Raw genomic sequence first — 11,267 nt, forward strand, 5'->3', positions numbered from 1 at the left:
GCAGCGCCGCCTGCCTTCGCAAGCTCTGCAAGGATCACCCCATGCCCGACGCCATCCAGATCACCGGTCTTCGCAAGACCTATGCCGCCCAAGGCAACGCCCCGGCCAAGGACGCGCTCAAGGGCGTCGACCTGACCATCCGCGCCGGCAGCATCTTCGGCCTTCTGGGCCCCAACGGCGCGGGCAAGTCGACGATGATCAACATCCTGGCGGGGCTGGTGAACAAGACCGCCGGAAAGGTTTCCATCTGGGGGTTTTGACCAGGACGTGAACCCGCGCCAGTCGCGCGCCGCCATCGGGTCATGCCCCAAGAACTGAACATGGACCCGTTCTTTTCCCCCCGCGCCAGCCTGGAGGTCCAGGCGGGCCTTTACGGCGTGCCGAAATCCGAACGCTGGACCGATGAACTGCTGGCCCTGGTGGGCCTGACCGACCAGGCCAACGCCTATGCCAGGAACCTGTCGGGCGGCATGAAGCGGCGGCTGCTGCTTGCCAAGGCGCTGGTCCATCGCCCGCACATCCTGGTCCTGGACGAACCCACCGCGGGCGTCGACATCACCCTGCGCGAGATGCTGTGGAAGAATGTCCGCCGCCTGAACGAACAGGGCATGACCATCATCCTGACCACCCATTACCTGGAGGAGGCCGAACAGATGTGCGACGAGATCGCCATCATCAACCACGGCCAGGTGGTGGTCCGCCAATCGACCCAGGACCTGCTGTCGCGCACTGACGGCAAGACGCTGGTGCTGGACACGGGCGGCGCGGTCCCGCACCCGCCCCTGCCCGCGGGCGCGCGCCCCGAGACGCGGCCCGACGGGCGGCTGGCGATCACCTATCCCCCGTCGCGGCTGCGCGCCGACCAGATCCTGGACGCGGTGCGCGCCGCGGGCGTACCCATCCTGGACGTCGCCGCCGAACAGCCCGACCTGGAGGACGTCTTCGTCGAACTGACCCGCGACTAGCTCAGCCGCGCGCCCCGATCATCGGCCCCATGATCGACCCGCCCATGATGTGCAGGTGGAAATGGGGCACCTCCTGGACGCCGTCATGGCCTGCATTGGTGATGGCGCGGAACCCGTTGCCCTGATCCAGGCCCACCCCCTCCAGCGCGCAGACCTGGGCGCACAGCCGCATGAAGCCCGCGATCTCGGCCTCGGACGCGTTGGCCGCGAAATCGTCGAAGGCGACATAGCGCCCCTTGGGGATCACCAGGACATGGCTGGGTGCCTTGGGCGCGATGTCGCGGAACGCCAGGGCGTGATCATTCTCGGCCACGGTGTCGTTGGGGATCTCTCCGCGCAGGATGCGGGCAAAGATGTTGCTGTCGTCATAGGCCATGAATGTCTTCCTTCAGTCGGCAAAAAGATGCGGCGTCTCCGCCAGGGCGCGGGCCTGCGGCTCGGCCACCCCAAGGAACGCGGCCAGCGCCGCGGCGTTGCGATCGGGCCCCGCGGATTCCGAAATGGTCGCCAGATGGCGGAACCCCGCCTCCCTGAGACGGTCCGCCTCGTGCTGCAGGTCGTTGCGCACGATGGGCAGCAGGCGGTGGACGATGTCGGACGGGGCGTCCGGGCTGACCAGGCCGACCCTGCCCATATGGCCGCGGACGTAATCGTCGTCGAACCGGCTGTCCACGAACAGCACCCGCGTCTGCGCCCGGTCGGCGTCGAAATCGGCGATCAGGCTGACCGCCGACGGATCGACGCAGAACACCAGCCGGTCGCTGCCGAACTGCTCGAACATCAGCTTGACCAGCGCGCGGCGGTGACGTTCGCGCTTGTCCACGGTCGACGCCACGCCGCCCATGTCCGGCAGGTGCGCGTCCTGTTCGTTGAACACGTAATCGACCGCAGGAATGTCCGTGGCGGTGCGGATGGCCGCAGTCAGCCGCTTGGCGACATGCCATTTCTTGGCCACCACGATCTGGACCACGCGTTCGGCGCCCCAGACTGCCGTCCGTCTCCCAGAACCGCGGGGCAAAGCGGCGCCCGATGCGCCCACGGCCGGTCAGAAAGCTGAACAGCCGCCGCCCCTCGGCCGAGATGGTGAAGTCCTGCCACGTGGCCTGCCACAGCGCGCCAAGCCGGGCGCGCAGCTCCTGCGCCTCGGGGCTGATCTTGCGGGCGAACAGGTAATCCTGGCGCAGCAGCAAGTCGTAATGGTCGTTGTGGAAATTGATCGGCATCCCGTAATCGCTGAAGATCAGGAAGGTCAGCGTGCGGGTGCGGATCTGCTGGCGCGGCACGACATGGGCCACCAGGGTCTGAAAGAACGTCTCGTCCGGGATCCAGGTGGTGCTGAAGAAGCGCACGATTTCCGGGCGCGCGCGGATCAGGTCCAGGATCGCCTCGACCGTCTGGCGGCGCAGGCACCACCATTGCGACCCGATCATCACCTGCAGGTCGTCGGGCACCCGCCGCGTCAGCCCAAGCCGCTGCTGCAGCTGCAGGCTGGCATAGAACAGCGCCTTGTGGCTGCGTTCGTTGAACCAGTGGCGATAGATCAGCCGCTCCTTGCGCAGGCCGGTCTTGATCCAGTCGCTGTTGAAGAAGTCAAAGCTTTCGATGTAGTCGCAATCTTCGGCGTCCAGATAATTGTACGCGAATTCCGCCGACTTGATCGGCATGCAGTCGCCCGACAGCATGTAGAAATGCGTGGCCCTGGGGAAACGCCGTCTCGGCCGCGCGCAGAGCCTCCAGGGTGGCGGCGACCAGCGACCATTCCCCCCATCCGCATCTGCGCCGACGTGCCGCAAAGGTCACGCGGGGATGGTCGTCCAGCGCATCGCGGATCTGCTGGAACATCGCCCGCGGGGCACGCTTGTCGAAATGGATCGACACGTAATCCCCCGTCGCCGTCAGGCGCCGCGCCTGATCGATCACACCCTGCGGGTCCTTGTGCATCAGCAGGATGAAGGCGATGCGTGCCATGCGCTGGACGGTCCCCCGGGGCCAAATAGGTGCAGTTTGACGTAAGGCGTTGAATATGTCTGCGGGTTTTGGTTTGAATGTGTAACCTTTTTGTCGGTGGGACAAGCAGGACGGCCCGACGCCAGGGCCTCTGACCCGTTGATCGCAAGCGAAGTGGATGTCACGATGGGTTTCCCCGGTGTCTGGATGACGGAAAGCGAAAGCCTGATCTATCGGGTGGTGCCGAAATGCGCCTGCTCGACGATCGGCCAGATCATGTTCCACTCCGACCATGGCTGCTTCTTCGACGGGGACATCCACGATTCGACCGACGGGCTGCACAAATGGGCCCAGGACCACAGCCACGATCCGATCGAACGCGCGGTCCGGGCGCGTTCGGGCGTGACCTTCACCTGCGTGCGCAACCCCTATGCCCGGCTGCTGTCGTCGTTCTTCGACAAGATCGCGGGCATCCAGCGCAACGGCCGCCGCTATCGCGGCAACCTGGTCCCGCAGCTGGTGCAACGTTACGGCATCGACGTGGGCAGCCCCGACAACGGCTTCGAATTCGACCAGATCGCCAGTTTCCGCCGCTTTCTGCTGTTCGCGCGCGACACCGTCCGGTTCCGCAAGCCGATGGAGCCCGACATCCACTGGTCTGCCATGTCGGGCCACATCTCGACCTTCATCGTGAACGGCGGGCGCTACGACCAGATCTTCTTCACCGAGGCGTTCAACGAGGGCATGGCAAAGGTGCTGGCCGCCGCCGACACCAAGGTCGCGATCGACCTGGACCAGGTGCCCCGGTTCAACGAATCCGAAGGCCATGGCCCCAAGCGCGCGCATAAGGTCAGCGACTACTTCGACGACCTGTCGCGGCACCTGATCTGGGAGATCTACAAGGACGACTTCCGGCTGTTCCGCTACGACTTCGACGATCCGGACAACAAGATGCCCCTGGGCGAGGTCGACCTGGACGAGGTGCACGCCAAGCTGGGCCGCTGATCCGCCACCCGGCCATGAAAAACGGCGCCTCCCTTTCGGGGGCGCCGCAAATCCTGCCGCACCAGGGCGCGGCCAAAAGCGTGGATCAGACCGCGCCCTTGATGAAGGTCACCGCGTCGCCGACGGTCTGGATGGTTTCAGCGGCATCGTCGGGGATCTCGATCCCGAACTCTTCCTCGAACGCCATGACCAGCTCGACGGTGTCGAGGCTGTCGGCACCCAGGTCGTCGATGAACGAAGCGGATTCGACCACCTTGTCCTCGTCGACACCCAGATGCTCGACCACGATCTTCTTCACGCGATCAGCGATATCGCTCATGTCATATCCTCATTCTCGCGGGCATCCGCCCAAGTTTTGCACGGACACGCGGTCCGGTTCAGCACAGGGCGGTTCCCCTGCTGCTAAAGGCGGGGATATAGCACCCATGAACCCTCATGCAACCGATTTCGCACGGTTTCGTGCGCGCAATCCCGGCCGCGGACGCCGGGTCAGACCATCGCCATGCCGCCGTTGACGTGCAGCGTGGCCCCGGTGACATAGCTGGCCTCGGGGCTGGACAGGTACAGGACCGCGGCGGCGATCTCCTCGGCGCTGCCCATGCGGCCGGCGGGGATCTGCGTCAGGATCTTGCCCTTCTGGTCGTCGGTCAGCTTGTCGGTCATCGGCGTCTCGATAAAGCCGGGCGCCACGCAGTTCACCGTGATCCCGCGGCTGGCGACCTCGTAGGCCAGCGATTTCGACATGCCGACCACGCCCGCCTTGGCGGCGGCATAGTTGCCCTGCCCGGATTGCCCGTGGCCCCCACGACCGAGGTGATGTTGACGATCCGCCCCCACCGCGCCTTCATCATGCCGCGCAGCACCGCGCGCGACAGCTTGAAGGTGCTGGTCAGGTTCACGTCCAGCACCTGCGCCCATTCGTCATCCGACATGCGCATGAACAGGTTGTCGCGGGTGATGCCGGCATTGTTGACCAGGATGTCGATCGACCCCATCGCCTCGGCCGCCGCCTTCGGCAGCGCCAGGACCGATTCCGCATCGCCCAGGTTCGCGGTCACGACATGCGCCCGCTCGCCCAGCCTGTCGGCCAGCGCGCGCAGCGGCGCCTCGCGCGTCCCGGACAGCGCCACCGTGGCCCCCGCCCCATGCAGCGCCTCGGCGATCGCGCCGCCGATCCCGCCCGACGCGCCCGTCACCAGCGCGGTCTTTCCCGTCAGATCGAACATCCCAAGCCTCTTCTTCTTTGTCCAAATACCCCCGGGGTCCGGGGCGGCGCCCCGGTCCGCCGGTCAGCCCTTCAGCGCCGCCACATCGGCAGGAGTGCCCACGTTGCGCACCGTCACGTTCCTTGGCGATCCGCTTGATCATTCCCGACAGGGCCTTGCCCGCGCCGATCTCCCAGAACTCGGTGACGCCGCCCTCGGCCATCGTCGCGATCGACTCGCGCCAGCGCACGGTCCCGGTCACCTGCTCGACCAGCAGGCGACGGATGGCGCCGGGCTCGGTCACGGCCTCGGCGCGCACGTTGGCGATCAACGGCACGGCGGGGGGCTGGATGTCCACGCCCGCCAGCGCATCGGCCATGACCGCCGCGGCGGGCTGCATCAGCACCGAATGGAACGGCGCCGACACCGGCAGCATCAGCGCCCGCTTGGCGCCCGCGGCCTTCATCGCTTCGGCCGCGGCCTCGACCGCCCCCTTGTGCCCCGAGATCACGACCTGCGCAGGGTCGTTGTCATTGGCGGCCTGCACGACCTCGTCGCCCCCGATCTCGCGGCAGATGCGGTCGACGGTCTCGAAGTCCAGGCCCAGGATCGCGGGCCATCGCGCCGACGCCCACCGGCACGGCCTCCTGCATGGCCTGACCGCGCAGGCGCAGCAGATGCGCGGTGTCGGCCAGCGTCAGCGACCCGGCCGCGCACAGCGCCGAATATTCGCCCAGTGAATGGCCCGCGACGAAATCGGCATTCGCGATGCTCAGGCCCTCGGCCTCCATCGCGCGAAAGGCCGCGATCGACGTGGCCATCAGGGCGGGCTGCGCGTTCTGCGTCAGGGTCAGCGTGTCGGCGTCCCCCTCCCAGATCAGTGCGGACAGGCTCTCGCCCAGGGCCTCGTCCACCTCGTCGAAGACGGCGCGCGCCGCCGGATAGGCCTCGGCCAGTTCGCGGCCCATGCCGATGGTCTGGGCGCCTTGCCCCGGAAACACGAATGCCCGCATGGCGGTCCCCCCTGTGATCATTGCGTTGCAGATGGGCATAGCCGTTGGCGGCGCAAAGAAAAAGGGGCCACCGGGGGCCCCTTTTCAAACGTCAGGGTCGGTGGACCCAATCAGCCGACCAGTTCCAGGCCCGAGAAGAAGAACGCGATCTCTTCCTTGGCGGTGTCGGCGGCGTCCGAACCGTGGACCGAGTTCTCGCCCATGGACAGCGCGAATTCCTTGCGGATGGTGCCCTCGTCGGCGTTGGCCGGGTTGGTGGCGCCCATCACTTCGCGGTTCTTGGCAATGGCGTTCTCGCCTTCCAGGACCTGCACGACGACCGGCTCGGATGCCCATGAACTCGACCAGCTCGCCATAGAAGGGACGGTCCTTGTGGACCTCGTAGAACTTGCCGGCCTGGGCGGGCGACAGGTGGATGCGCTTGGACGCGACGATGCGCAGGCCGGCCTCCTCGAACTTGGCGGCGATCTTGCCGGTCAGGTTGCGGCGGGTCGCGTCGGGCTTGATGATCGAGAGGGTGCGTTCGATGGCCATGGTCTTCACCTTGTCTGATGCGCGGGCCGGGCCCGCATGAAAGGAAATCCGCGCCCGGTTAGCAGGCTTGTCCGCCCCCGGCAAGGCGCGCGCGCAGGGCGGAACCCCCGGCCGCATCGGCGCCTTGTCCCGGTGCACCCTGCAGGAGACCCCATGACGCAGCTTTCCCCGGCCCCCGCGCCCGCCCCGCCGACGGCCCGGCGATCCCTGACCACCGGCACCATCGTGGCCACGCTGGCGCTGGCCGTGCTGCTGGCGGCGGCCTGGTTCTGGTCGAACCTGCTGCTGATGTCCTTTGCGGCGATCCTGATCGCCATCGCGCTGCGCGCCGGCGCACGGGGGGCTGAACCGGCTTCTGGGCCTGAACGTCAAGCTGGGCGTGCTGGTCGTGCTGCTGGGGGTGGTGGCGGTGCTGGCCCTGCTGGTGCGGCTGGCCGGACCGTCCGTCGGGGACCAGTTCAGTCAGCTGGCCGACGCCCTGCCCGGCTCGTGGCAGGCCATCCAGGACTGGGCGTCATCATGGCCCGTCGCCGACACGGTGATCCAGCGCGGAGAGGCCGCCGCCGGAGAGGACAATGCCATGCAGCTGGCACAGCGCCTGCCCGACGTGTTCGGCATGGTCCTGGGCGGCCTGAATTCGGTCTTGGGCAGCCTGTCCTCGGCCTTCCTGCTGCTGATCCTGTCGCTCTACATCGCGATGGAGGCGGACCTGTATCGCGGCGGCGCCCTGCGCCTGGTGCCCCTGCCCCGCCGCGCGCGGGCGGCGCAGATCATGGACGAGCTGGGCGAACAGCTGGGCCGCTGGATGGCGGGCCAGGCGCTGGACATGGGCATCGTCGCCGTGCTGGCCGGGATCGGCCTTTACCTGCTGGACGTGCCGCTGGCCTTCATCCTAGCGGTGATCGCGGGCCTGACCAACATCGTGCCGATCATCGGGCCGTTCTTCTCGGGCGCGATCGCGGTGGTCGTGGCGGCGCCGCAGGGGCTGGATACGGCCATCTACGTCGCGCTGCTGTTCACCGTCATCCAGGTCTTCGAGGGCGAGGTGCTGATGCCGATGATCCAGAAATACGCGGTCCAGCTGCCCCCGGCCCTGACCGTGCTGGCCATCGTCGCGGTCGGTGCGCTGTTCGGGCTGGTCGCGGTGATCCTGGCCACGCCGCTGCTGATCGTGGTCATGCATCTTGTCCGCCGCATCTATGTCGAGGACGTGCTGGGCGACCGCATGGACTGACCCCCCTGCCGCATCGCGCGGCAGGGCATGCAACTTTGCGTGCGCGGATGCACGCCCGGTCGTGATTTCGACACATGATCGGACTATGCTGCGCGTGACATTGACCGGGGGTCGCGCGATGCAACCGTTCTGCAAGGGCCGCTATCGTGCCCGCCTGGCCGAAACGCCGGGCGATCTGCGCGAATCACAGCGGCTGCGCTGGCTGGCCTTCGTCGCGCGCACGGGCCGGTCCGACGACGGACAGTCGCTGGACGCGGACCACTTGGACGACGACTGCCGCCACATGCTGATCCACGACCTGCGGGACGACCGGCTGGTCTGCAGCTTCCGATTTCTGCCACTGGCCGACGGCTCCCAGATCGCGCGCAGCTATTCGGCGCAGTTCTACGACCTTGCTGCGCTTGGCCGGTTCGACGGTCCGATGGTCGAGATGGGGCGGTTCTGCCTGCATCCCGACTGCCACGACCCGGACGTGATCCGCCTGGCCTGGGGCGCGCTGACCCGTTTCATCGAGGAGACCGGAGTCGAGATGCTGTTCGGCTGTTCCAGCTTCAGCGGCCTCGACCCCGAGACCCATGCCGAGGCCTTTGCCATGCTCAAGGACCGCCACCTGGCGCCACGCCGCTGGTGGCCGCGCGTCAAGGCGCCGACCGTGTTCCGCTTTGCCCGCGCCCTGCGCCTGCGCCAGCCCGACCCCCGCCGCGCGGCAGAGACGATGCCGCCCTTGCTGCGCAGCTATCTGGCGATGGGGGGCTGGGTCAGCGACCATGCCGTCGTCGATCCGGCGCTGATGACCATGCATGTGTTTACCGGGGTCGAGATCCGTGCCATCCCTCCCGCCCGCCGCCGCCTGCTGCACGCGCTGGCCCAGCAGCCCGCCTGACATCCGCCCCGAAAACGGGCACGCTGCCCAAACCGTGGGCACATACGGGTGATCTGCCCTTGGCGGGTGCAGGATGGCCGGGGGCGGTGATTGACCTTGCCCGATGTCCGGCGCCCCTTGCCCCCATGTTCGACACCGGTGCCCCATCCATCCGCATGCAGCGCAGCCACGGGGCGGCGCATGTGGCCATGGGGCCGCGCGGCCTGATCGACCTGGCCCAGCGCGGGTCGGCCAAGGCGATGCTGCCCCGCATGACCGCCGGCCTGCCCGAGATCGTGTTCCTGAACACCGCGGGCGGGTTGGCATCGGGCGACGGGCTATCCTTTGGCGTGGACCTGCGGGCGGGTACGCGCGCCCTGGCCACGACCCAGACCGCCGAACGCGCCTATCGCGCGACGGGCGCGCCTGCGCGGGCCTCGGTCGCGGTGACGGTCGGGGCGGGCGGCTGGCTGGACTGGCTGCCGCAGGAGACGATCCTCTATGACGACGCTCGGCTGGAGCGGGACACGACCGTCGATCTGGCCCCCGGTGCGGGCTGCCTGCTGCTGGAGATGCTGGTCCTGGGCCGCCTGGCCATGGGGCGAACGCCCGACGCGGCTGCATCTGCGCGACCGCCGCGTGGTGCGCCGCGCGGGCCGCGTGATCCACCACGATGCGCTGTCGCTGGACGGTGACGCGCTTGCGCGGCTGGCGAACCCGGCCATGACCGCGGGTGCCCCGGCGCTGGCCACGCTGGCGATGATCGCGGATGACGCGCCCGACCGGCTGGGCCGCCGCCCGCGCCGTTCTGGACGAGCCCGGCGTGACGGCCGCCGCCAGCGCCCCCCCCGGCCGCCTGGTCATCCGCCTGCTGGCCACCGATGGCTGGCCCCTGCGACGGCAGATCAACCGACTGCTGCGCGTCTTGCGCCCCGATCCCCTTCCCCGCATCTGGCAGGTCTGACGATGAACCTTTCCCCCCGCGAACGCGAGAAACTGCTGGTCTCGGTGGCCGCCATGGTGGCGCGTGGCCGCCTGTCGCGCGGCGTCAAGCTGAACCACCCCGAGGCGATCGCGCTGATCACCGATTACGTGGTCGAAGGCGCGCGCGACGGACGATCCGTCGCCGACCTGATGCAGGCGGGCGCCCCATGTGATCACCGCCGATCAGTGCATGCCCGGCATCCCCGCCATGATCGAATCCGTCCAGGTCGAGGCGACCTTTCCCGACGGGACCAAGCTGGTCACCGTCCACCACCCCATCCGCGAGGCCGCAGAATGAACGCCCTGATGAAAACGCCTGACGCTTGCCGCCACCCTGCTGCCCTCGGCCGCGCTGGCCCATCCCGGCCATGTCCACGATGCCCATGATTCGGGGGCACAGTTCATCCATGGCCTGGCCCACCCGGTCGGCGGGGCCGATCATCTGCTGGCGATGGTGGCGCTTGGCCTTCTGGCGGCGCAGCTGGGCGGGCGGGCGGTCTGGGCGCTTGCCTGTGACCTTCGTGGGCGCGATGCTAGCCGGGGGCGCGATGGGCGCGGGCGGCATGGGCTTGCCAGTGGTCGAGCCGATGATCCTGGCCTCTGTCGTGATCCTGGGCGTGCTGGTCGCGATGGCCGCGCGCCTGCCGATGGCGGCGCTGGTCCCGATGGTCGCGGTCTTCGGCGCGGCCCATGGCTGGGCGCATGGGGCCGAGGGTCCGGCGACCGGCCTGCCCCTCTATGCGGCGGGGCTTTGCTCTGGCGACCATGGCGCTGCATCTGGGCGGCATCGCCTTTGGCCGCCTGCTGTCGCGGGGGCTGGAGCTGCGCGTTCTGGGCGGCGGCACCGCGCTGGCGGGCCCTGGCGCTGACGGTGGCGTGACATGATTCCCGGAGAGGTCTTTCCCGCCGAGGGCACCATCGCGCTGAACGACGGACGCGCGACGATCACGCTGATGATCGCCAATACCGGCGACCGGCCCATCCAGGTCGGCAGCCATTACCATTTCGCGGAAACCAACGCCGCGCTGGACTTCGACCGCAGCGCCGCGCGCGGCATGCGCCTGGCCATCCCCGCAGGCACCCGCCGTGCGGTTTCGAGCCGGGCCAATCGCGTCAGGTCACGTTGGTGGGCTATGCGGGCGACCGCATCGTGCACGGCTTTCGCGGCCAGATCGGGGGTACGCTGTGACCACCCTGTCCCGCGCCGATTACGCGGCGCTTTACGGCCCCACGAAAGGCGACCGCATCCGGTTGGCGGACACGGAGATCATCATCGAGGTCGAACGCGACCTGACCATCCCCGGAGAGGAGGTCAAGTTCGGCGGCGGCAAGGTCGTCCGCGACGGCATGGGCCAAAGCCAGATCACCCGCGCGGGCGGCGCGATGGACACGGTCATCACCGGCGTCGTGGTCTTTGACCATCAGGGCATCGTCAAGGCCGACGTGGGCATCCGCGACGGCGTGATCGCGGGCATCGGGCAAGGCCGGCAACCCCCGACACCCAGCCGGCGTCACCCT

At 68.3% G+C, this 11,267-nt stretch carries 6 protein-coding genes and 10 pseudogenes; 10 read left to right on the forward strand and 6 right to left on the reverse strand.

The annotated features are described in order from the left end of the window. Nucleotides 1-41 precede the first annotated feature (41 nt). A pseudogene (locus F1642_RS12455) lies at nt 42-965 on the forward strand (ABC transporter ATP-binding protein). A 1-nt stretch (nt 966) separates the two neighbouring features. On the opposite strand, the gene F1642_RS12460 reads toward F1642_RS12455, so the two are convergent. After that, nucleotides 967-1,341 (reverse strand): HIT domain-containing protein, encoded by a 375-nt coding sequence (locus F1642_RS12460; RefSeq protein WP_194886372.1) that lies wholly within the window; start codon nt 1,339-1,341, stop codon nt 967-969. 12 nt (nt 1,342-1,353) lie between these two features. Continuing rightward, nucleotides 1,354-2,933, reverse strand: a pseudogene (locus F1642_RS12465) (DUF5928 domain-containing protein). A 165-nt stretch (nt 2,934-3,098) separates the two neighbouring features. Here F1642_RS12465 and F1642_RS12470 point away from each other — a divergent pair. Further along, nucleotides 3,099-3,917: a sulfotransferase family protein gene (locus F1642_RS12470; RefSeq protein WP_194886373.1), complete on the forward strand. Its 819-nt coding sequence runs from the start codon at nt 3,099-3,101 to the stop codon at nt 3,915-3,917. 85 nt (nt 3,918-4,002) lie between these two features. Here F1642_RS12470 and F1642_RS12475 read toward each other — a convergent pair whose 3' ends face one another. From F1642_RS12475 to ndk, 4 genes and pseudogenes are all read right to left on the reverse strand, one after another. Beyond that, nucleotides 4,003-4,236, reverse strand: coding sequence for an acyl carrier protein (locus F1642_RS12475; protein WP_042251881.1), 234 nt, complete (start codon nt 4,234-4,236; stop codon nt 4,003-4,005). Nucleotides 4,237-4,406: 170 nt separating this feature from the next. After that, nucleotides 4,407-5,143 (reverse strand): annotated as a pseudogene (fabG, locus tag F1642_RS12480) (3-oxoacyl-ACP reductase FabG). A gap of 63 nt (nt 5,144-5,206) precedes the next feature. Further along, a pseudogene (gene fabD, locus F1642_RS12485) lies at nt 5,207-6,135 on the reverse strand (ACP S-malonyltransferase). A 110-nt stretch (nt 6,136-6,245) separates the two neighbouring features. Next, nucleotides 6,246-6,669 (reverse strand): annotated as a pseudogene (gene ndk, locus F1642_RS12490) (nucleoside-diphosphate kinase). Between the two features lie 361 nt (nt 6,670-7,030). Here ndk and F1642_RS12495 point away from each other — a divergent pair. The 8 genes and pseudogenes from F1642_RS12495 to ureC form a co-directional block, all read left to right on the forward strand. Continuing rightward, nucleotides 7,031-7,903: an AI-2E family transporter gene (locus F1642_RS12495; RefSeq protein WP_255522433.1), complete on the forward strand. Its 873-nt coding sequence runs from the start codon at nt 7,031-7,033 to the stop codon at nt 7,901-7,903. 118 nt (nt 7,904-8,021) lie between these two features. Further along, the gene (locus F1642_RS12500) at nt 8,022-8,786 is read left to right on the forward strand and encodes a GNAT family N-acetyltransferase (protein WP_046000337.1); all 765 of its coding nucleotides are present in this window, start codon (nt 8,022-8,024) and stop codon (nt 8,784-8,786) included. Between the two features lie 125 nt (nt 8,787-8,911). Continuing rightward, a pseudogene (locus F1642_RS16565) lies at nt 8,912-9,729 on the forward strand (urease accessory protein UreD). Nucleotides 9,730-9,731: 2 nt separating this feature from the next. After that, a pseudogene (locus tag F1642_RS12510) lies at nt 9,732-10,047 on the forward strand (urease subunit gamma). A 54-nt stretch (nt 10,048-10,101) separates the two neighbouring features. Then, a pseudogene (locus tag F1642_RS15970) lies at nt 10,102-10,161 on the forward strand (hypothetical protein); the annotation flags it as partial. Between the two features lie 118 nt (nt 10,162-10,279). Further along, nucleotides 10,280-10,618, forward strand: a complete 339-nt coding sequence (locus F1642_RS15975) for a HupE/UreJ family protein (protein WP_255522435.1) — start codon at nt 10,280-10,282, stop codon at nt 10,616-10,618. A gap of 12 nt (nt 10,619-10,630) precedes the next feature. Beyond that, nucleotides 10,631-10,938: pseudogene (locus tag F1642_RS12520) on the forward strand (urease subunit beta). Then, nucleotides 10,935-11,267 (forward strand): annotated as a pseudogene (gene ureC / locus F1642_RS12525) (urease subunit alpha); the annotation flags it as partial. The pseudogenes F1642_RS12520 and ureC, both read left to right, overlap by 4 nt.

Origin of the sequence: Paracoccus sp. NBH48, assembly GCF_015390265.1 — a bacterium.
Lineage (GTDB): Bacteria > Pseudomonadota > Alphaproteobacteria > Rhodobacterales > Rhodobacteraceae > Paracoccus > Paracoccus marcusii.

Excerpts from the sequence above, each read along its gene's own strand:
- F1642_RS12470 (WP_194886373.1), top strand. The coding sequence starts at position 3,099 with ATGGGTTTCCCCGGTGTCTGGATGACGGAAAGCGAAAGCCTGATCTAT.
- F1642_RS12500 (WP_046000337.1), top strand. The coding sequence starts at position 8,022 with ATGCAACCGTTCTGCAAGGGCCGCTATCGTGCCCGCCTGGCCGAAACG.
- F1642_RS12475 (WP_042251881.1), bottom strand. The coding sequence starts at position 4,236 with ATGAGCGATATCGCTGATCGCGTGAAGAAGATCGTGGTCGAGCATCTG.
- F1642_RS15975 (WP_255522435.1), top strand. The coding sequence starts at position 10,280 with ATGCTAGCCGGGGGCGCGATGGGCGCGGGCGGCATGGGCTTGCCAGTG.
- F1642_RS12460 (WP_194886372.1), bottom strand. The coding sequence starts at position 1,341 with ATGGCCTATGACGACAGCAACATCTTTGCCCGCATCCTGCGCGGAGAG.